The organism is Edwardsiella sp. EA181011 (genome assembly GCF_000800725.1).
In the GTDB taxonomy this organism is placed as follows: domain Bacteria; phylum Pseudomonadota; class Gammaproteobacteria; order Enterobacterales; family Enterobacteriaceae; genus Edwardsiella; species Edwardsiella anguillarum.
The window spans coordinates 1,153,734-1,173,938 of record NZ_CP011364.1 but is presented as its reverse complement, the minus strand read 5'-3'; the positions used below and the strand labels follow the sequence as shown (position 1 = coordinate 1,173,938).

Below are 20,205 nucleotides of genomic sequence, written 5' to 3'. Positions count from 1 at the left end.
ACAGCGTTCCATTCTTTATTTTTACGGTGTTACCGCGCCTCCCCCAGACTGTATTTTTCGTTGTTTAATCTCACCGATAATTTCCGCAAAGCGCGCATCGCTCAGCGGGTAGAAAAGCATGATTAGAAATCCGCCCAGAATCAAAACGGCCGGGATCAGCGTCATACACAGCTTAATACTGAGCAGGGCGCTGGGGCTCTGGGTAGCGCTATTCGCGACATAACCGCTGTACCCCAGAATAAAGGCAGGAATTGAACCGCCAATGGACTGCCCGCATTTACGGGTAAAGGAGAACAGCGAGTAAGTGAGCCCCTCAATACGCACACCGGTACACCATTCGCCATATTCGACGGTATCCGCCTCTAGCGCCCACATCACCGTCATCGAGGTGCTCAGTCCCAGCGTGGTCACCACAAGGGAGATAAGCACTCCCGGCAGCGAGGCCATAAAGAACATGAGAAGGTACCCCAATGCGGCCAACAACAGCCCGGCCAGAAAGGTATTCCGCTTACCCAACCGACGTACCAGGAACGGCACCGAGGGCGCCGCCAGCAACATTCCCAGCAGCGTCTGAATGGCCACAAACAGCGCCAAAAGCGACACATCATTTAAGATGTAGCGGGCATAAAAGATGGTGCTCGCGCTGACAGAGAAAGAGGCCCCCAGGGTACACAGCGCACAAACGCACAGCATAAACAGCGGTCGGTTCCGACGCAGCATCCCCAGGCTTTCCCTAAACGATGGCTGAGCCACCTGGCGCTGGACAACCTCGCGGGTGCTGGCGAAGCAGAACAGATACAGCGCGATCCCAACCACCGCCAGTACCAGCGTCAGCTGGGTATACAGGGTCTGTAGCTCGGCCGGCGTCGAGGAGCTGAGACGCGGCGAAATCACAAAACCTATCAGCACAAAGGTCAGTCTGGCGCCGATAGAGCGCGCCATCCCCAGCTTGGCCCGGGACGCCGGATCCTGCGTCATCACCGTCGCCAGCGAACCATAGGGAATATTGACGAAGCTGTAGCAAATATTCAGGGCAATATAGGTCGCATAGGCATAGAGCACCTTACCGTCGTGCGACCAGTCGGCGGGCACGGAAAACACCAGTATGCTGCACAGCATCAGCGGCAGGGCACCGAACACCAGATAGGGACGGAATTTACCCCAGCGGGTATCGGTCTTATCCACCACCCGCCCGGCGATCACATCGATAAAGGCATCCAGTATCCGCACCGACAGCAGCATGGCCCCCGCCGCTGCCGCACCGACGCCGGCCACGTCGGTGTAATAGCTCAGCAGAAACAGCGCCCCCATGGCAAAGGCAAAGTTATTGGCCATGTCGCCACAGCCATAGCCAATCACCGCCCTCCAGCTCAGTGACTGACTCATTGCGCTCCCCCCTTGTCACCCGCGGGTTTCACCCCGTATTGCACCGCCGTCCAGCGCGCCTTGAGGGTAAAAGCCGCCGCCTTGGGCTTTCTGTCGCGGGTAAACACCCCTTTCTTGTTGCCGCCGGCGCGCAGGATCCCCTGCGCCGTGGCGAAATCGGCGAAGTTCCACACCTGTTCCCCCACCACGTAGGGCAGACGATCAAATACCCGGTGATAGGTGGTTAAAAACTGTGCCTGAAACTCCTCGCTCCACATCTCCGGATATACGCTGTGCAGCCCGGCCAGGGTGTCGGCCCCGTATTCCGTAATGATGATCGGCTTGTGGTGCCGCGCATGCCATACCGACAGCTCCTGCTCCAGCTCACGCCCGGCGGTAGCCAGATCGCCACTGTTGACATACCAGCCGAAATAACGGTTCAGACACAGCACGTCAAACAGATCGCTGATGGTGTCCTTGTCCGGCGGGCAGAGCATGATGTTGACGCAGCACAGCGGACGGGAGGGATCCAGCTCTCGTGCCGCCTGCACCAAAGGAGCAAAGTAGTCGCGCGCCGCCGCCTCGCGCACATCAGGTTCGTTCGCCAGGCTCCACATCACCACGCTGGGGTGGTTTTTATCGCGGGCGATAAGCTCGCGGATCGCCTGCAGGTGGGCCCGCTGGGTCTGAGAGCCGATGCGCTCCTCACAAAACAGTTTCTCCTCCAGACGGGAGGAGAGATCCAGCGTGAAGCCGTTCAGGGCCATCATCCCCACCGCCGGCGTCTCATCGATCACCACGATCCCGTGCTCATCGGCCCAGTCCAGCATCTCCTCGGCATAGGGGTAGTGGGAGGTGCGATACGAGTTGGCGCCGATCCAGCGCATCAGGGCGTGATCGTGCACCAGCAGCACAGGATCCAGCCCCCTGCCGCGCAGATCCGCATCCTCATGACGGCCAAAACCGGTAAAGTAGAACGGCTTACCATTGATCAGGAAGGCGCTCTCCGTGACCTCCACGGTGCGGATCCCCACCCGCAGGGTGTATTCATCGATGCCCTCCCCGGCGCAGACCTGCAGGGTATACAGATAGCCCTCCCCCGGCTGCCATAGACGTGGGTTGGCGACCGTCAGCGTCCCCTCGCCTCCCTCGCTCTCGGCCACACAGTTCTGCTGCTCATCCAGCAGGCGGCACTGCACGCCGGCATCGCCGGCATCGACCGCATAGTGCACCCGCCCCTGCGCCCCGTCGGCGCTGATTTCGGTCGTCACGCAGACATCGCGGACATAATCCTGCGGCGTCGAATAGAGCCATACCGGGCGATGGATCCCGGCATAGTTAAAGAAATCATAACTATACTGCAGGCGGCGCTCACCGTTGACCTCGGTGACCCGCCCCGGCGGGATGGTGTGCCAGGAGAGTTCGTTATTGACGCAGACGGTGACGCGCACCTGCTCACGTCCGGCCAGCAGAGCGCTGATGTCCGTCTCAAACGGGGTATATCCCCCCTGATGCGCCATCACCTGGGTTTCATCTACCCACACCGTCGCCCCATGGGTTACCGCGTCAAAGCGCAGCACCATCCGTTGCCCGGCCCAGCCGCGCGGCACGCGCACTTCGGTCTGATACCACACATCCCCCACGTGGTTGCGGATGGCCTCATCGGCAAACTGATCGTTAAAACTGGCGGGTACCGCAATGGATCTGGCACCCGGCAAAGGCCCACACCACCACTGTTCACGGTGACCACAACGCTGTACATCCGGCACAAACTGCCACAGCCCGCTCAGATTCTTACGCTCACGGGAACGGCTTTCAATCGGCTTTAACATGGCAACACTCCAGTGTGTAGAGAAAAAAACAGGGATCATCTCTACACCCGTCGGAGACGGTAAAAGTTACCTTAAAGATCGAAGAAATTTTCTACCGGACAGCCCGCGGCCGAGGGACAGCGCGGGTAAAACGCGATATCGCCGGGCTCGGGGGCTCAGCCCCGCCGATCGGCGCGATACAGATTCAGACAATTCCAACCCATTGATCATCAATATAAATCAAATTCAGAAATACAATGAACGATGCGAATTTATATAAATGATGACTAAAAATAGACCCGCTAGAATAGAGAGAAACCTGTCCCCATTAACCGCGCTGTCTACAGGAAGGGATCGCTATGGCGTTATCTGCCCCGCTGATGTTGGTGCTGATTGGATTAAGCGCCCTGCTGGCGCAATGGGCCGCCTGGTCACTGCGCCTACCGGCCATACTGCTGCTGCTCTTGTTTGGGATTGTTCTCGGCCCGGTCACCCACCTGGTACAGCCCGACCCGCTCTTTGGCGAGCTGCTGTTTCCCCTCGTCTCCCTGTCGGTGGCGATCATCCTGTTCGAAGGCGCGCTGACGCTGCGGCGGGAGGAGATACGCGGCCTGGGCGGCGTCGTGCGTAACCTGGTCAGCATCGGCATGCTGGTCACCTTTGCCGTCATCGGCCTCGCCTGCTGGTGGCTGCTGCGGCTGCCGCCGGAGCTAGCGGCGCTGATCGGCGCGGTAACCGTGGTCACCGGCCCCACGGTGATCGCCCCCCTGATGCGCGTGGTGCGCCCGAACGCCCGCATCAACCAGGTGCTGCGCTGGGAGGGGATCATCATCGATCCCATCGGCGCCATCTTCACGCTGCTGGTCTTCGAATTCATCGTCCTGCAGCAAAGCGCCCGGTCTTACGGCCATCTTTTCTGGACGCTGGGCAGCACCGTCCTGTCCGGCCTGCTCGTCGGGCTGGCGTGCGGCTATCTTATCGGTGTTAGCCTGCGCCGCGCCTGGGTACCGAGCTATCTGCAAAACCTGGCGGTCCTCGCCTCGGTGCTGGCCGCCTTCGGCCTGTCGAACGCCATCGCCGACGAGTCGGGGCTACTGGCCGTCACGGTGATCGGCATCCTGCTGGCCAACATGCGCGATGTCGATACCAGCGATATCCTCGCCTTTAAGGAGGAGCTCTCTGTCATCCTGATCTCCGCCCTCTTCATCATCCTGGCGGCACGCCTCGATATCGCGGCGCTCTGGCAGATGGGCTGGCCGCTCATCGGGGTGCTGTGCGCCGTGCAGTTCATCGCCCGGCCGCTGTGCATCGCCGTCTCCACCTGGCGCTCCTCGCTGCGGTGGCGCGAGCGGCTATTGCTCAGCTGGATCGCGCCGCGCGGCATCGTCGCCGCGGCCGTCAGCGCCCTCTTTGCCCTGACGCTGCAGCGCAGCGGCTACCCGGATGCCGGACGGCTGGTGACGGTGGTTTTCGCCATCATCATCGGCACCGTCATCCTGCAGAGCCTGACCAGTCGCTTCGTGGCCCGCCTGCTACGCGTCCAGCAACGTAAGCCGCGCGGCGTACTGATCATCGGGGCCAACGGCGTGGCCCGCCTGCTGGCCCAGGCGCTGATCAAGCTGGAGATCCCCGTCATCGTCAGCGACAGCAGCTGGGAGTATTACCGTCAGGCGCGCATGGAGGGGATCCCCGCCTATTACGGCCACGCCTATTCCGAGCACGCGGAAAACTACCTCAATCTCGGCGAAACGGCACAGGTGTTCGCCCTGTCGCCCAACCGCCACCAGAACGCCCTGGCCATCTACCACTTCGGCCATATCCTCGGCGATGAGAACGTCTTCGCGATCCGCTCCGGCTCGCCGCTGAAGGGACGCGGCGATCGTGCGGAGAGCGCGCGTTTCCGCCGCCACGAGAGCCTTTTCAATCACGAGGCCAGCTACGGGAAACTGAGTAGCCTGATAGCCAGAGGCGCCATCATCAAGGTCACTCGCCTGAATAAGAACTTCGGCTGGCCGGAGTACCTGGCGATGCACCAGGGCGTCATTCCGCTGTTTACCCTGTCAGAGAGCGGAAAGCTCCAGCCCGTGCGCGCCGATAGCGCGCCTGCGGCCCCCTGCACCCTGATCGCACTGGTACAGCGCGACGGCGAGGCAGACCTCGCCCACCGCGCCTGATGTCGCATGGGGAGCGCGCCACCGCCGGGGCTATCTCCGCCGAGCTGGGATTTAACGGGTAGGTCGCGCGCCTAGGCGCTCTGCCGGGCGACAAACTTATAGGGGAAGATCACCGTCTGCGGCGCGCCAGGATGCTCGCCATCCAGGGCGGCCAGCCATTGCTGTAGGCGCTTCGCCGCCTCATGCGCCATCTTGTCGTAATCGATACGCAGCGAGGTTAACGAGGGGTGGATCTGGTCGCAGTTGGCGGAGCCTTCGACGCAGGCCAGCGCCAACATGCCGGGCAGCTTGATCAGCCGCCGTTGGCATTCAAACAGCACCCCCAGCGCGATTGCCTCGTGGCTGCATACCACCGCCTCCAGCTCCGGCTGGCGGGTCAACATGTCGCTAATGGCCTGGCGGCCAAACTCCATCGTCGCCACATAGGGCGTGGTAATGCTCTGTTCGGCGCTATAGTTATGGTGCAGCATCGCCCGGCTCCAGCCGCTCAGCTGTTGCCCTTGTATCTTGCGCCCCATCTGGGCGCCGATATAGCCGATGCGCTGGTGGCCCTGCCGCAGCAGGTACTCAGTGAGGAAGTAGGCCGCATCGCCGATATTGCTCTGCAGGTTCAGGGCGAAGGGGTATGCGTCCTCGCCGGCGGCGCAGATCACCGGCAACGCGCTGTTGGCGAGCAGCTCGACGGCCTGCTCCGCATTCAGCGCGCCGAACACCACTAGGGCCGCCGGGCTACTCTGCAGCAGCGTAGAAAGTACCTCGGCCTCCCTCTTCGCCTGGTAATCGTGACAGCCGATGACCACCTGATAGCCGTTGTCGTTCAACGCCGCCTGCAATGATTGCAGGAACACCGAGCTGGCGTAATCACGCAGCGAGGGGACGACCACCGCCACCGTACGGCTCTGCCCCGATGCCAGGATCCCCGCCGCCGAGTTTGGAATGTAGCCTAACTCGGCGATCGCCTGATCGATCTTGGCGCGCAGCTTAGCGGAGACCAGTTCGGGGGTGCGTAACGCGCGCGATACCGTCATCGAGCCGACACCGGCTCGTTGTGCGACCTCTTGTAGGGTGACGCGCCCGGTGCCTTTTCTCTTGCGTGTTTTTTCCATGAAGTAGGGTGTATTCACATTGATCACTGACCGTCTTACGGTAGCACAGCTTGCCGCCGATGATCAGCGCAGCGACGCGCTTTGAGCGCCGGCGGATTAATTTCGCAGCAAAATGATAGCGCTATCACGAAATCACCTCCTCGAACTAGATAGCGCTACCATTGCTCTCTACTATGCCTTTCACAAGAGAATCATTTTAAAAAAACAGCCGACATGACCAGGAGCCGATTGAATGTTGACGAAACTGCTTACCCCCAACGTCATTCAGGTTATCGAGCAGGTAACGGACTGGCGTGAGGCGATTCAAACCGCCTGTGCCCCACTGATAGAAAATAATGCGATTACCCCTGGCTATGTCGATGCCATTATTCAGTCGCATAACAAAATCGGCCCCTATTATGTGCTGGGCCCAGGCATGGCAATGCCGCATGCACGCCCGGAAGATGGCGTTAATCAATTGGCATTAGGCCTGACCGTGATTAAACACGGCGTCGAATTCGGCTCCGCCGGTAACGATCCGATTAAATTACTGATCGTATTGGCCGCCACCGATAGTAATAGCCACATCGGCATCATCGCCAAACTCGCCGAGCTATTCGATAACCAAGACGATATCGATAGGCTGCAACAGGCAGAAAGCGTCGATGAGATCCTGCAAGTCATCGCGCGTTATTAATTACGAATTACACCGAGGGAATAATTATGAATATCACAGTGGTATGCGGTAACGGTTTAGGCACCAGTCTGATGATGGAAATGAGCATCAAGACCATCCTAAAAGATCTGCAGGTCAACGCCGAGGTTAACCATGTCGATTTAGGCTCCGCCAAAGGCACCGCCAGCGATATTTTCGTCGGTACCGCCGATATCGCCGAGCAGTTGGTCGCCCAGCAGGTCGGCGGCGAGATCGTCGCGCTGGATAACATGATCGATAAAGTGGCGATGAAAGAACGTCTGAGCGTCGCCCTGCGTAAACTCGGCGCATTGTAGTGGAGGCACTATGTCATTCTTCCGTTTTCTGATGCAGGATGTGCTATCCGAACCGGCGATATTAGTCGGCCTGATCGCACTCATCGGCTTAATCGCCCAGAAAAAACCGGTTACCGAATGCATTAAAGGCACCATCAAGACCATCATGGGTTTTGTCATTCTGGGTGCCGGCGCCGGTCTGGTGGTCAGCTCGCTGGGTGACTTCTCCGCCATCTTCCAACATGCCTTCGGTATTAATGGCGTGGTGCCGAATAACGAGGCCATCGTCTCCATCGCTCAGAAGAGTTTCGGGCGTGAGATGGCGATGATCATGTTCTTCGCCATGCTGATCAACATCGTTATCGCCCGCCTGACGCCGTGGAAGTTTATCTTCCTCACCGGCCATCACACGCTGTTTATGTCGATGATGGTGGCGGTGATCCTGGCGACCGCCGGGATGCAGGGCACGATGCTGGTGCTGGTCGGTTCGCTGATCGTCGGCTTCTGTATGGTGTTCTTCCCGGCCATCGCCCATCCCTACATGAAAAAGATCACCGGCTCAGACGACGTGGCCATCGGCCATTTCTCGACGGTATCCTATGTACTGGCCGGCTTTATCGGCAGCAAGTTCGGTAACAAAGAGCACTCTACCGAAGACATGAATGTGCCGAAGAGCCTGCTGTTCCTGCGTGATACGCCGGTGGCGATCTCGTTCACCATGTTCATCATCTTTATCATCACCTGCCTGTTCGCCGGCGGTGATTATGTGCGTGAGGTGAGCGGCGGCAAGAACTGGTTTATGTTCTCGCTGATGCAATCCATCACCTTCGCCGCCGGGGTGTACATCATCTTGCAGGGTGTGCGGATGGTGATCGCCGAGATCGTCCCGGCCTTTAAGGGGATCTCCGACAAGCTGGTGCCCAACGCCAAGCCGGCGCTGGACTGCCCGGTGGTGTTCCCCTACGCCCCCAACGCGGTGTTGGTTGGCTTCTTGAGCAGCTTCGCCGCCGGGGTCATCGGCATGTTCGTGCTGTACGCGCTGAATATGACGGTGATCATCCCGGGCGTGGTACCGCACTTCTTCGTCGGTGCGGCGGCGGGTGTGTTCGGCAACGCCACCGGTGGGCGGCGCGGCGCCATCCTGGGCGCCTTCGCCCAGGGGCTGCTGATCACCTTCCTGCCGGTGTTCCTGCTACCGGTACTCGGCCAGATCGGCATCGCCAACACCACTTTCAGCGACGCCGACTTTGGCGTGGTGGGCATCCTACTGGGCATCATCGTGCGCTGATAGCGCGACTGCCCTGCCTCACAGACGCCCCGTCGCCCCGCGTGACGGGGCGTTTTTTATGGTGCCAGCCTGCCTCCCACTCACGCCAATGTGGCAACGTGGGCCATCAATGTTTACACCACGAATACTATCGAATCGGTACATCGTCAGTTCAGGAAGCTGACGAAAACAAAATAAACTTTCCCTAATGAAAACAGTCTATTGACGCTGATTTATCTGGGACTGATGAACGCACAGGGAAAATGGACAATGCCGATCCAGAGCTGGAATTCGACATTGTCGCAGTTAGCCATTTATTTGGAGGGGCGCCTAAATAATGCGATAACGCTGTAGAAGTTTTAACGTGATACAGAATTCTGAACGCTCTCTACAGACTCCAAATATCAGAAGCTATAGCGTATTCCCAGCCCCCCTCACCGTCTGTCTTAAAGTCCCCGGCAAAACTGCTGTTCAGCGTCAGCTGTACATGCAGTTTTTCCGTCACTCTGCCGTCAAGCCCCACGGAGGCGGTATAGCGATCGGCGCGCTCCGCGTTATAGTGTCTTGCCCTCCAGTTATCAGTAAGCGTGATACCCGGCATCTCATTCAGCGTAATATTCCGGGATAACCCGGATTTAATCGACAGTATCCCAAAGTCCTTCTCCACCATCACTCCAGCCTTCAGCCACAGCGCCCCCCCGCATGCAGTTCTGCCGACCGGCCATTGCCCTGCAGATAATTGCCATCGATACGGGCCCCGTTCACAGAGACTGATGGCGTGATAGCGATATCGGCGTCTTTAAGATCTATCCGCCACCCAATCCGGGCGCCAGCGGCGGCAATATGGCTCTTCACATTCCCAGACAGATCATTCAGATCGCCCTGAACGGAAAATGTCTCAGACAGCTGTCGGTATCCCGCAGAACCATCCACAAACAGGCCTGATGCTAATGTCTGGCCGGCGAAAAGGCTGACGCCCCATACTCTGTAATCATCGCGGAACCCCGTAGCGCTGCTGTTGCCATCATATAGCTCCACCGCCGTGCCCCAGAATTCACCTGAATCACCGTGCTTTCTGAAACCGAAATCCAGGCCGTTCTGCCTCACGCTATAGGCGTCATAACCACCGTGGCTATAGCCAGTCATGGCCCATGCCCCGCTCTGCGCATCCGTGTAATCAATAATCTGTTCCCAGTGATCTACGTGGTCACTGAGGATATATTCCCGTGCGGCAAACATACTCCGTGCCTTTTTCAGCAGCGCCGTATTATCCTCTTTCCTGAACAGATGCTCCCCATTAACCGGCGTGCTGATATTGCCCGACGACGAACCGCCCGTGCCGCTGCCCGACGACGAACCGCCCGCGCCGCTGCCCGACGACGAACCGCCCGCGCCGCTGCCCGACGACGAACCGCCCGCGCCGTTGCCCGACGACGAACCGCCCGCGCCGCTGACCGACGACGAACCGCCCGCGCCGCTGCCCGACGACGAACCGCCCGTGCCGCTGCCCGACGACGAACCGCCCGCGCCGCTGCCCGACGGCGGATCCCCCGCGCCGTTGCCCGACGACGAACCGCCCGCGCCATTGCCCGACGACGAACCGCCCGCGCCATTGCCCGACGACGAACCGCCCGCGCCGCTGCCCGACGGCGGATCCCCCGCGCCGTTGCCCGACGACGAACCGCCCGCGCCATTGCCCGACGACGAACCGCCCGCGCCATTGCCCGACGACGAACCGCCCACGCCGCTGCCCGACGACGGATCCCCCGCGCCGCTGCCCGACGGCGGATCTCCCACGCCGTTGCCCGACGACGAACCGCCCGCGCCGTTGCCAGCGGAGCCTGAAGCGCCATTGCTCCCATCGCCAGCCGGCGTCGTCGCACTGTCAGCGCTCTCCAGAATGGCGCTGTGCTTCAACTGCCACTGAACTCGGCCATCCTTCTCCACGATCTGTGTGTCCGGGGTGTATACCGTAAAGCCACGATTCAGGCTGGCAAAAGAGAAATAGCCGTGCGATGTCCCCGCCGGTGCCGAAGCCAGAGTAAGGTCATTCGTTAGCTGCACCGTCTGGTCAAACAGGTAAGACATATCCAGAATATTATGTTCGCCCTTAGCCTGATTCAGGATATCGATTCGGTCACTAGCGTTGTCCGATGTATTAACCCCCAGACCAATGCGCAGGTTGCTGGCATCCAGAGTATTTACCGTCAATGTCTTCGGTTTCCAGCGGGCCGTCACCAGGGAAAGCACCCCATCGCGGCTTTGCAAAACATCAAGAGAGGAGTCTTGCGTCATGTTCCATATGCCGCCCTGCGCCAGCTGCACATATGTACCTGAATAGCCGGTAATATCACCGTTAAAGAGAGCATTCACAATATTCAGCTGGCTGTTCCCGCTCAGCGCGGCGCTGCCATTAAATACGCTCCTCTCAGCCTGGTTACGGGCCGCTGATATGCCCTCGCTCAGGCGAAAATCTGTTCCTGCACCATCTTTTTGATCAATAAATACCCGGTCGTCACCCAGCGTGACAACGGAGTTACTGGCGTCAATGGCGGTATTCAGGGTGGCGTTACGACCTAAACCAAAATCTGTATTCTTCAGAACCAGACGACCCAAGGTGAACGACCTATTTTCCCAATCCTCTTGGTCAAAAGAGGTCGGCTGGGTCCGCACGGACGTATCACCAGTTGCGGCCAGCTTATCCGCGATAGCCCGATCGTTATACGCATGAATGACCGGATGCCCCTGCAATGTCAGGCGTCCGTTTTCCTGAGTGAAACTCCCGGATATATCTGCCGAGCCATCCAGCACTAGCTTCCCGCTACTGCCTGGGGCTACGACATTGCTCACGTTCAAATTCCCTTTTAGCTGACCGTGATACAGATATCCTTGGGCATTCTCTCTTTCTGCCACCTGTTTTTGAGCATCGACCAGGTTATTACCTAAGTACTCCCACGTATCGCTGCTGCGCTGATCCGTCGGGAAATAACCGTAGGAATTGGTTTTCAGGATGAAATAGTCGGTAGTGTTCGCATAAGGGTTGCGGTATTCATAAAGGCTTCCGACAGTTCCCTGGCGAGAGCCGGACCAGCTATTCAGCGCTACATTTCCCGGTGACAGGGTATAATCCATGGCCACCGTGGCACGAACCTCCGCATTATTCGCCAACACCGCGCCATAGTCCGCTGCCCTCAGACGATGGAAGGTAAGACTATTGCCATTAATATCCAGCGTACCGCCATGATACCCCCAGGAAATATTATCCGGCTGCACCTGCCGGTTATCAGACAGCACCACGGTGGGGCGACCGCTGGCGATATTTACGCTGTCGAAGGCCTGAACCCGGCCGTCTTTATCTGTCTGCTGCTGCAGGACAACGGTGCCATCCCCCACCTTCAGCCCTCCTTCATTGACGCCCTCGCCCTGTATAACCAGCGTTCCCTCACCGATTTTATGCAGATTATCGCCCTTCACACCGTTGACCTGCCAGTATACGGACGCATCCTTGTCCACAATAATCCCGGCACCGCTCCAGGTGCTCCCGGTGGATGCGGTTACCCGGTAGTCATTGCGGAATGTCAGGGAGCCTGCGCCCTGTGAAACGCTGTTTTTCAGATCAATCAGCCCTGCCTGTCCCAGAAATACCAGATTCTTACCCGCGTTCAGATCGGCTCCCTGCTGCCCGTGCATGGAATATACCGAGGCTCCCTGCGTTAAGGCTCCGATCCCCCGGCTACCGTCAAAGGTCCAGGAGAGCTCGTGCCCGGCCGAAGCATCAAACCTGATCGGAGCGTCGCTGTCATCAGAAAAAACCTGTGAAATGAAAGCGCCGGGTATCAATTTCTCTATCGACGTCACCCCGCCACCGTTGGCCGCGTGCACCGCAACCAACACCCATTTTTTATTAGCCGCATCCCAGCCAAACACGGGTGAACCGCTATCTCCGGGGCGGGGGCGACTGGCCATAACGCCATAATCATTGATATTCCCGCCCATATTCACCTGAATTCCGCTCAGGCCACCGTGCGAGTAATACGACGCAGGTAATAGCCCTCCGGTAAGATAGTTGTATGCCCCGCTTATTTCAGTGAGAGTGCCATCGTCATCCTGAATATATTGCGTCCCTGATCCCACGCGGTAAAATACGGTGAATCGCGAGGGGTCAAGTATTTCTTCCTGTGAGGCGCCGCTGACAGCGGTGGGAGCGACTTCGGTAACCAGCTTATTGAGTCGTGGCGCGTGAAAATCGATAGAATCATGCTCGTTCCGAGCCACGATGTTGTACTGATTCTCACCATTACCAAAGCCGACGGTCTGATATCCAGAGTTATGCTTCACGCTTACGATATATTGGGGGTTAATCAGTGTCGCAACCCCGATGCCCGAATCCACCGAACTGAAGTCCAGCATCGGTGTCTTATTCAGCGTCGCAATCTGCTCACCTTTTTTATTATAGATAGAGATATTGGTGGCTCCGGGTTTAAAGGCACCCTTATTTTCTGCAAAATCACGGTATTGCTGATAACCAATATTCGAACTAACAATAGAGGCCTCCACCAGGCTACTAGATCCCAGCAGAGATAATAATAACGCAGCGTTCAGGGGAGATCTCCCGGCGATCTGGCAGACACACTTCCTGGCAAATTCGGGAACGGCAATAAATCCACGGGCAACGGTGCTATAGCGGAGAGAGTAGATTCGGTTCATACTATGTATCCATAAAATAACGTCAATCAAGTCATCAGGCGTAATTCACAGCGACAGTCCAGCAGGGCGACCAGACTGATTGTTAACTCGCCACAATGTGGGATTACAGACTAATCCAAGCCATAACATGAATGTCCAGCACATATCCCAATAAAATAAAATCGGCTGAGGACAATAAAACCATGACAAATCCGCTTGCCGGAAATTCGCATCAGGGTAAATAATCACTCCCGGCACTTTTGCAGGCTTCGGATGCATTCCTCCGATGTCTAGCTATTTAACGATGAACCGGAGCAATAGTGGTTATATTGCTATCGCTCTATCTTTTCCTGCGCATCTTGCCGGGGGAGTCTCCAGGCACATTCACTCCCCATCTCGAACTCAGCGATTCAATAACGCGATCAGCACATTCTCCGCAGGCTTAACCGCCCACGAGAAGCCCATGACCATACCGTTTTCGCCGGCCCTGGGTTCCTGGACCTTAAAAATAAATCTGCGGCCATTGTCCATCTACAGCCATTAGAGAACCCGCACTCTTAGCGGCTTCAGACGTTCATCCGCGTTCACAAGGTAACGCTGGCGGCCTGGCACGACACACCAGACCACGTCTCCCTCCGGCAAAACGCAGCCTCAGAAATCGCCCTCTTCGCCAGACCGCTGTTCCCGCCTGCCGGTTTTCGCCTGCTTCAGGGAAAACGCCGTCCGTTACTCGGTATAACGTGGCATGTTGATGCCAGATAACGTTACTTTTCACCAGGGGGAAGAAAGATCGCGTGCTTTACTTTACACAGGTATTGAACCGCGGGGGAGACCCGAACATAAGATTCAGACGAAATCCATTTCTAATCCATGTTGCAGCGCAAATATAACGCTTTAATGAATATCCGCTATTCAGGTGCGTTATTTATCACGACATAAGGTTGAGCTCATATCCTCCATTAATCCGATCCCTGACCGACATAATATTTGAAGACGATTTATACCCGTTACCGCCAACAAACGGGTTAGATGAAAATAACGCCTCCGTCTTCCGGGGGTAGACTGTCTGCGTCATACCGCATTCCCGGATAAAGGTCAGCCACGCCTCCCGCTGGCCACGGGTGAGCTTCACAGACTGACTCCCCGGACTGCGTGTTAAAGCCATTAGCTGGCCCAACATAGAGAATACCGGCAGCTATAGCCGCGATCGACCGGACCGACCTCCTGCCGCAGGCATCTCCCCCTAAGCCGCTCCGGTACCCGCGCCCCCTGCGCACCTCTGCCTGTCGCTACGCCGCACATATCCACGACGGATATCGCCCCCGGCCGGCAAGAGGTACTGCGCTCAGGGCCGAGAGCGTCATGTCATCACCGTCCCCGACGCCGCGATTCGCCCCCGCGTACGGGTACTCAATCTCACCGCCGGAGAGGCTCGCCCGCGGAATGGCGCTGCGCCGGTCAGACAAAGCTCGCCGCAGCCGGAAACGCCAAACAAAAGAATATCCGCAGAGGCCATATCTCTATACGGCCGACAATAGGCATAGCACGAATAAAAATATCAGCCGCGCGAAAATAATATCAATGATATCCCGATTTTGACCACGGGTTAAAACGGTTATAAATAGCCCGCCGCAGGCTGTATCGCTCAGCTATGCCACGCCATGGCTCGCCTGAGCACAGTACCTCAAATACGATACTCTACCTGCCTGTCCATGGCGTTGCGGACTCTGCCGACGGTCAAGGCTGAATGAAAATCCATGCGTCATCGAGAGGATCGCAGCGAACCATAGTTCAATATATTGTGGAAATGGCGATGACTATAGCGCTAGTGCATAAGAAGCACAGCCTAGATACGTAGAACTTTTCTACCTTAACAGCAAATTACGCCACAAAAATGCTTCAGAGATAATGCCTGGATCAACTTTGTATACTCTTTGTTGTCATATGTACTGGTATTAATGACTGACACTACAAGAAAAGGGGTTTACTATGTATCTGATTGATTATAATAGTTATCGCTCGGTAAAAGGCTTCAGTCGTCGCGTTCGATTCCTGGTCATGCATTACACTGCTATTGATTTTAAGGCGTCAGTTACCGCGTTGACCGGATCTTCTGTAAGCGCCCACTATCTTATCCCTGACCCTTCAGAAAAAACATATATTGATGCCGGCTTTAAGGATATGCGTATTTTCAACCTGGTTGATGAAAATGAGCGTGCCTGGCATGCAGGCGTCAGCTCATGGTCAGGGCGTAGCAATCTAAACGACACGGCCATCGGTATAGAGACAGTCAATCTAGCCACTGAAAACAATAATATATTTATTTTCCCGCCTTATAATCCAGAGCAAATTGAAGCCATTAAAGCGCTGGCAACTAATATCCTACAGCGCTATCCCGATATTACACCTACGAATGTTGTCGGTCACAGTGATATCGCCCCGGGGAGAAAAAGCGATCCAGGGGCGGCTTTCCCGTGGAAAGCGCTGTACGATGCAGGTATCGGCGCATGGTATCAGGAGTCGACTATGCAGAACTACCTGGCACAGTTCAGCCGAACTCAGCCAGCGAAAGCAGATATCATCGCCAAGTTAAAGACATACGGGTATGACACTTCAGATGCTGGAACAGACAACGGATACAAGAATTTAATCCGTGCATTTCAGCTTCACTTCCGACAAAAAAATTATGACGGGATCGCTGATGCTGAAACAGCAGCAATCCTCTATGCGTTAGTGGATAAATATTTCCCGGGGAAATAATGCAATACGCAGATTGACATTAACTGCACCTGCAAACCGGCTTGTTAAAATAGAGGGGATGTTAAGTGGGTCGTAAAATAACAGGAAAATTACTTATTTTAGCTTGGCTATTCTCCTCTACGACAGGATTGGCGAGGTCGATACCAAGCGAAGATATCGCTTCATTAATTAATCAGCGTTTGTCTTACATGAAAGACGTTGCTGGGTACAAAGCGAACCATCATCTGGCGATTGAAGATTTACCTCAGGAAGCCAAAGTATTAGCAAACGCGATGCGCGAGGCCGCGACGTTAGGATTGGATGGTGAATCAGTAAAGCCCTTCATACAGGCACAAATGGATACGGCTAAAGCGATTCAATATCGCTATCGCGCTGACTGGCTATCGATGCCGGAAAAGGGTTGGCAACCTGAGTCCTTGGAGCAGGTAAGAGCCAAAATCAGTATGTTAAACACCACTATTCTTACCGATATCAGGACACAGTTAACGGCGGGCGATCCGTTGACTGACAAAGCCGCTTTTATGAAAAGGCTTAATCAAACCAACTTAAGAGACAGTGATAAAGAGCACCTGTGGTATTCATTGAAAAAAATTACTTTAAAGAAATATCCAGACCCTGTAAATCATACAGTGTAACGGCCACTGAGCTCAGGTGATCGCGCAGGCGGTCACCTGAGCTCGATAATAAAACGCCCTCTCGCCAGCCGATAGCCCTAGCGCGACATAATCCATGTTCTCGATGCTGCCAGTACCACCGGTGATCCCCCCTGCGCACCGAGTCATCTGCCGGGAACACTCTGCGTTTCTTGGTATCCACAAGGATAATGCTGTTCAGTAATTCGACGGTATTGATCGCGTAGATAGCTTTGCGGATATCGGGTGGATAGCCGACAGGCCTGTCAAGATTTTCCCTGTAGATACGTCAACCGTTGCAGATTGGCGAACATTTGTCATCCCAGACCTCTGCGAGCCGGAACCGAACCATCAAGGCTACGATGGCTGCCGGAGCCTAAAGCCCGTCGGTGACAGCCTTGCCGTCTCTCCAATCACGTATTTCTGGCAGTTACGCGCTATAGAGATGATATACAGCGGGATATGAATGTATGGATAGATGCTGTTGATTGCATCCGGGAAATCTTTCAGACCATCCACGCAGGTCATAAAGGCCACAAGTTTTAAACGCCTCTAACCAGCCACATCTCAGCACTGTTTTCCGGCCTCCGGTGTATATATCCCGCACCAGGCAGATGAAAATCTCTCATTTTTCACTGCGCTAATTTTTATCCAGGGTCAGTCCGATTCAGGAAGATCCCTCACCGAGGGTTAAACGTTAAAAACATATAAACATCAAACCAGTTTATGCCGCAACTTTAACAATACATTTTCATTTTCGGGTGTGTTTTTATTTTTCATTTCACCAACGTTACCGTGACAATAATGTGAATAGAATGTAATACTTCCTTTCCCTTTAATAAAAACTATTGTCGTGATAAAATTATTCATATTACAAAAAGAAGTAACCGTTCGTTACTTTATATAATCGAATAGTCTATCCGTAATTGATAGTTAAACCCAACCCCGTATCGGTTGTCCCCCATGAATTAAGATACAGAGCAGATGAGTGACTTTGTATAAAATCTCATCGAGACATGGAGCAACTTTATACAAAGCGTAATAAATCGGGGCTACCCATATCTGCAGCACTAAAAACAATAAATTTAGCTTAGCGAGCTTTTTCATATGCTGAAAGACTCTATTTGGTGTGGTTAAAATGCAAAAGGAAACACGTTATGTTCAATTTCAATAAATCAGATATAAATGCCCTGAGCCTGATCATCGTCCCGCTCATTTTATCAGCGCTGGGTGCCTGGATTAATCCAGCGATCATCGGGCCTGCCAGCATCGGGAGCTGCATTTTCTATATTTACGCCGACCGTAAGCAGCGCAAACAGGCCGGGGTGAACTCACCCTCATTCTGGTGGTGGCTGTTATCACCGGTCTATCTGTGGAAACGTGACACCCTGGACAGCCGAGCCAAACATCCCCTGTTTCTGCTCTGGTGCGTATCCGTTGTGGTTATGGTGCTGATCAGCCTAGCGGCGGATGCGAAAGAATCTAACCAACTGGTGAAAACACGCACCTGCGAACTGGTGACCGAAATCATGCACGATAACCGCATTCAGGGATCCTGTGTTAAGACCATGGAGTTGAATCGTGTAGAAGGTACTGAGTTCTATCGCGGTACGGTATTGATCACTAACGGTAACGAGGTGCCCGTCACCACCAACATGCAGAAGGATGGGAACATCTACGTGCGTATCACCGATACTTCTACTTTGCGTTAAACAATCACGATGGCTGAAGGAGGTCGTGCCTTCAGCCAGTCTTCAGGTGAAGCGCTTTGGACACCAGTTACTGAACCGTAAGCGTACAGCGTGACTTGCAACTACCCACATCTCCCGGTAGCAATTTCCCATCCAATTTGGATTTCGTTTAATCGTCGTAAACCGTGCCAGATAACAATATTACCGGGTGGATACTTATTTTTATTCCCCGTGTATCCGCCCAACTGGGCAAGTTTTATCGTATATTTTTCCAGTGGAGGCGATGACATGATTTGTGCTGTGTCTTTGACCATCGCGTCCAGTATTTTTAGCTCTGTGTCGCTGAAAGCAATTTCTGCAGGGCTGCGGGCATTTCCCAACTTAGCATTGTCAGCCAGAATATTCTCCAGCTCAGGATACAGTAACAACATAATAAATTTGTCAGCCGTTCCGCCGAACCCAACCTGGAACGTTCAGCCTGGCAACCAGACTTCATAACCTTATGGAAAGTCTCTATTTTCCAGCGGTGGCTGTACCATTCCAGCTTTTCCGTGGCTTCAGCCAGATTTGTCACTGGCAGGTCAGTCAGCAACTTCCACTCAACCCTGGTATCATTATCCGGACATTCTTCTGTCGCAATAAGTGCCGTCAGCTGTAGATCGGGATACTGCTTTGCCTTACCAATCGGTGGATGTAATGTAAGTGTTTTCCATCTGACATTTAGTATTATTTCGCGTACTTCTTCCTGGTCATGTCGAAGAAAGATCCGATGACGCCCCTGATGGTCGGGAGTCACACTTTTCATTTCCTCCTCCATAGTTGTATTTTCAGCCTGACGATTAACACATGTTCTGACCAGAAAATGTGTATTTAACTCCGATGCCAGGCAATACAGTTCGTAAATATCACTCTCACGGTCACCAATATGAACGCATCGTTCCGGGCATTTCAGTAATGCCGTCGACTGCCGTAAATTCTCCAGCCAGCGATAACTTTCTTTCTCTTCAATGGGAACGCGAGTCGGATTAATTTTCCTTTTAAGTGCGTTAGTACCTTTAAATTTTTTCCGGGTCCAGAATTTCACCGCGGTCAGACCCAGCAGGAGCCCTGATGTCGCCACTGCCAGGCTCGAATGCATCAGGATCCCACAATTGACACCTGCATCATTCCCTGTCTTGATTAGACCAGCGGTGTGATTGCCTGCAAATCCTACAGCATCAGGGTTATCCCGGTGGTAGCCAAATGTTGTGGTGTCCTGAAGCAGTAGAATCTTCTCGCCTTGCAGTGCATGTATCCTTTGACTGGTAGCCTCGGAATGTCCCTGCCGCAGGTGCTGCTCATCAATCCTGTTGCTGGAAAGGAACCGGTAAGCGGCTTTTGTTGCTGCATTATCCTGGCAGGCAAAAGGGAGGCTGTTGCCCATTCCCCGCCAGAGTTTTTGCATGAGACTTTTAAAACGGTTGGCATGGCGGCGATCGCTAAAGACAGAAGAATTAATTTCCTCATCGAGCCATGAAGGCGAGGTCTGTTCCTGATTAATCATTCAACCATCCCTGAAAGTAATTCAGCCAACTATCATAATGATTACCTTAATATAATTGTGGGTAGTTGCAAGTCACGCTGTACGCTTACACTGAACCTGAGGAGCCACCTTAGCTACTTTGCCAAAGAGCGCACCAAGTTTACAACAAGGAAGAACGTTCATTCAGGGGAAGTGTCAGGTGAACCAGCGCTACACGGAGGG

13 protein-coding genes and 2 pseudogenes are annotated in these 20,205 nt (G+C 54.9%); 8 read left to right on the top strand and 7 right to left on the bottom strand.

Annotated elements, in window-relative coordinates; translation table 11 throughout:
- Positions 1-21: 21 nt before the first annotated feature.
- Together uidB and uidA are read right to left on the bottom strand one after the other, a co-directional pair.
- Entirely contained in the window at positions 22-1,386 is a 1,365-nt protein-coding gene (gene uidB / locus QY76_RS05245) for a glucuronide transporter (RefSeq protein WP_045428213.1), read from the bottom strand.
- Entirely contained in the window at positions 1,383-3,197 is a 1,815-nt protein-coding gene (gene uidA, locus QY76_RS05240; RefSeq protein WP_045428216.1) for a beta-glucuronidase, read from the bottom strand. The genes uidB and uidA overlap by 4 nt, the downstream gene beginning before the upstream one ends.
- A 338-nt stretch (positions 3,198-3,535) precedes the next feature.
- On the opposite strand from uidA, the gene QY76_RS05235 reads away from it, so the two are divergent.
- Positions 3,536-5,350 carry a sodium:proton antiporter gene (locus tag QY76_RS05235; RefSeq protein WP_045428219.1) on the top strand — a complete coding sequence of 605 codons (1,815 nt, stop codon included), beginning with the start codon at positions 3,536-3,538 and terminating at the stop codon, positions 5,348-5,350.
- Between the two features lie 71 nt (positions 5,351-5,421).
- Here the strand turns inward: QY76_RS05235 and QY76_RS05230 are convergent, their stop codons facing one another.
- A complete protein-coding gene (locus QY76_RS05230; RefSeq protein WP_034164767.1) occupies positions 5,422-6,456 on the bottom strand; it encodes a LacI family DNA-binding transcriptional regulator in 1,035 nt (344 codons plus the stop codon).
- Positions 6,457-6,688: 232 nt separating this feature from the next.
- On the opposite strand from QY76_RS05230, the gene QY76_RS05225 reads away from it, so the two are divergent.
- From QY76_RS05225 to QY76_RS17665, 4 genes and pseudogenes are all read left to right on the top strand, one after another.
- Positions 6,689-7,132, top strand: coding sequence for a PTS sugar transporter subunit IIA (locus QY76_RS05225; RefSeq protein ID WP_005289978.1), 444 nt, complete (start codon positions 6,689-6,691; stop codon positions 7,130-7,132).
- A gap of 26 nt (positions 7,133-7,158) precedes the next feature.
- Positions 7,159-7,446 carry a PTS sugar transporter subunit IIB gene (locus tag QY76_RS05220; RefSeq protein WP_005289977.1) on the top strand — a complete coding sequence of 96 codons (288 nt, stop codon included), beginning with the start codon at positions 7,159-7,161 and terminating at the stop codon, positions 7,444-7,446.
- Between the two features lie 10 nt (positions 7,447-7,456).
- The gene (locus QY76_RS05215) at positions 7,457-8,713 is read left to right on the top strand and encodes a PTS ascorbate transporter subunit IIC (protein ID WP_015683476.1); all 1,257 of its coding nucleotides are present in this window, start codon (positions 7,457-7,459) and stop codon (positions 8,711-8,713) included.
- A gap of 111 nt (positions 8,714-8,824) precedes the next feature.
- A pseudogene (locus tag QY76_RS17665) lies at positions 8,825-9,046 on the top strand (transposase); the annotation flags it as partial.
- A gap of 34 nt (positions 9,047-9,080) precedes the next feature.
- Here the strand turns inward: QY76_RS17665 and QY76_RS19045 are convergent.
- The 3 genes and pseudogenes from QY76_RS19045 to QY76_RS19670 form a co-directional block, all read right to left on the bottom strand.
- On the bottom strand, positions 9,081-9,362 hold the full coding sequence (locus QY76_RS19045; RefSeq protein ID WP_053111562.1) for a hypothetical protein: 282 nt from the start codon (positions 9,360-9,362) through the stop codon (positions 9,081-9,083).
- A gap of 11 nt (positions 9,363-9,373) precedes the next feature.
- Entirely contained in the window at positions 9,374-13,399 is a 4,026-nt protein-coding gene (locus QY76_RS17400; protein ID WP_235439447.1) for a S6 family peptidase, read from the bottom strand.
- Between the two features lie 1,529 nt (positions 13,400-14,928).
- Positions 14,929-15,070: pseudogene (locus QY76_RS19670) on the bottom strand (IS5/IS1182 family transposase); the annotation flags it as partial.
- A 297-nt stretch (positions 15,071-15,367) separates the two neighbouring features.
- On the opposite strand from QY76_RS19670, the gene QY76_RS05205 reads away from it, so the two are divergent.
- The 3 genes from QY76_RS05205 to QY76_RS05195 all read left to right on the top strand — a co-directional run bounded on the left by QY76_RS05205 (position 15,368) and on the right by QY76_RS05195 (position 18,482).
- Positions 15,368-16,138 (top strand): N-acetylmuramoyl-L-alanine amidase, encoded by a 771-nt coding sequence (locus QY76_RS05205; protein ID WP_015683482.1) that lies wholly within the window; start codon positions 15,368-15,370, stop codon positions 16,136-16,138.
- Positions 16,139-16,203: 65 nt separating this feature from the next.
- The gene (locus tag QY76_RS05200; RefSeq protein WP_034164770.1) at positions 16,204-16,773 is read left to right on the top strand and encodes a chorismate mutase; all 570 of its coding nucleotides are present in this window, start codon (positions 16,204-16,206) and stop codon (positions 16,771-16,773) included.
- A gap of 1,154 nt (positions 16,774-17,927) precedes the next feature.
- Positions 17,928-18,482 (top strand): hypothetical protein, encoded by a 555-nt coding sequence (locus QY76_RS05195; RefSeq protein ID WP_015462350.1) that lies wholly within the window; start codon positions 17,928-17,930, stop codon positions 18,480-18,482.
- 307 nt (positions 18,483-18,789) lie between these two features.
- On the opposite strand, the gene QY76_RS05190 is transcribed toward QY76_RS05195, so the two are convergent.
- A complete protein-coding gene (locus QY76_RS05190) occupies positions 18,790-20,004 on the bottom strand; it encodes an IS4 family transposase (RefSeq protein ID WP_049648766.1) in 1,215 nt (404 codons plus the stop codon).
- Positions 20,005-20,205 lie beyond the last annotated feature (201 nt).

Excerpts from the sequence above, each read along its gene's own strand:
- uidB (WP_045428213.1), bottom strand. The coding sequence starts at position 1,386 with ATGAGTCAGTCACTGAGCTGGAGGGCGGTGATTGGCTATGGCTGTGGC.
- uidA (WP_045428216.1), bottom strand. The coding sequence starts at position 3,197 with ATGTTAAAGCCGATTGAAAGCCGTTCCCGTGAGCGTAAGAATCTGAGC.
- QY76_RS05235 (WP_045428219.1), top strand. The coding sequence starts at position 3,536 with ATGGCGTTATCTGCCCCGCTGATGTTGGTGCTGATTGGATTAAGCGCC.
- QY76_RS05230 (WP_034164767.1), bottom strand. The coding sequence starts at position 6,456 with ATGGAAAAAACACGCAAGAGAAAAGGCACCGGGCGCGTCACCCTACAA.
- QY76_RS05225 (WP_005289978.1), top strand. The coding sequence starts at position 6,689 with ATGTTGACGAAACTGCTTACCCCCAACGTCATTCAGGTTATCGAGCAG.
- QY76_RS05220 (WP_005289977.1), top strand. The coding sequence starts at position 7,159 with ATGAATATCACAGTGGTATGCGGTAACGGTTTAGGCACCAGTCTGATG.
- QY76_RS05215 (WP_015683476.1), top strand. The coding sequence starts at position 7,457 with ATGTCATTCTTCCGTTTTCTGATGCAGGATGTGCTATCCGAACCGGCG.
- QY76_RS19045 (WP_053111562.1), bottom strand. The coding sequence starts at position 9,362 with ATGGTGGAGAAGGACTTTGGGATACTGTCGATTAAATCCGGGTTATCC.
- QY76_RS17400 (WP_235439447.1), bottom strand. The coding sequence starts at position 13,399 with ATGAACCGAATCTACTCTCTCCGCTATAGCACCGTTGCCCGTGGATTT.
- QY76_RS05205 (WP_015683482.1), top strand. The coding sequence starts at position 15,368 with ATGTATCTGATTGATTATAATAGTTATCGCTCGGTAAAAGGCTTCAGT.
- QY76_RS05195 (WP_015462350.1), top strand. The coding sequence starts at position 17,928 with ATGTTCAATTTCAATAAATCAGATATAAATGCCCTGAGCCTGATCATC.
- QY76_RS05190 (WP_049648766.1), bottom strand. The coding sequence starts at position 20,004 with ATGATTAATCAGGAACAGACCTCGCCTTCATGGCTCGATGAGGAAATT.